1 protein-coding gene and 1 pseudogene are annotated in these 600 nt (G+C 61.7%); both read right to left on the bottom strand.

Annotation, left to right across the window (positions count from 1 at the left end; genetic code table 11):
- Positions 1 to 207 (bottom strand): annotated as a pseudogene (locus IL54_RS00010) (TIGR03013 family XrtA/PEP-CTERM system glycosyltransferase); the annotation flags it as partial.
- 154 nt (positions 208 to 361) lie between these two features.
- Positions 362 to 577 (bottom strand): hypothetical protein, encoded by a 216-nt coding sequence (locus IL54_RS00005; RefSeq protein WP_037472020.1) that lies wholly within the window; start codon positions 575 to 577, stop codon positions 362 to 364.
- Positions 578 to 600: the final 23 nt, after the last annotated feature.

Here is a 600-nt window from a genome sequence, read left to right as displayed (position 1 = left end):
GACGCCGACGGCGATCATCGCGGTCTGGACGGCAAAGGCGAAGCTGAGCAGCGGGCCCATTCGGGTCATGACATGGTCGATATCCATGCCGATTTGCCGCGCGCGCAATATCCAGCCGCCCTCCGCCGCACAGAGCAGCAGGACGAAATCGAACAGCCCAAGCAGCAGCACAGCGTGCGGCACATAATGTTTGAACAGCCTGATCATGCGTCGCGCCCATTTCCCCAGTCGCCACAAGCGATACTGACAAGGTCGGGAAAAGCCTTACAACCAGCTGTAAGGAAATCCGACAGTGGCGGCACCCTGCCGGAAAATGGCAAAGATTTCCTGAATCCCGCGCAATATCGGGGAATGGATCAGATTATTTGCGGAGCCGGTCGGCGGCGTTGCGGGCCGCCTCCTCCATCACGCGCGCGGCGTCATCGACGGACTGGGCCGCGGCAGTGACGGCGTCGGCCCGCCTGTCGTTGCGGCGATGTTCGGTGAGGTAGAAGAAACCGATGGCCAGGATGAGGGCAATCGCCACCAGTGCGAATATAAACCCGCCCGCGCGTGGACGCTTGTCCGCGTCCTCCACGAAGGGCTTTACAGGCTGGTTGG

Source organism: Sphingobium sp. ba1, assembly GCF_000743655.1.
In the GTDB taxonomy this organism is placed as follows: Bacteria; Pseudomonadota; Alphaproteobacteria; order Sphingomonadales; family Sphingomonadaceae; genus Sphingobium.
Note: the sequence above shows the minus strand (reverse complement) of the source record. Positions and strands in the feature narration are given on the sequence as shown.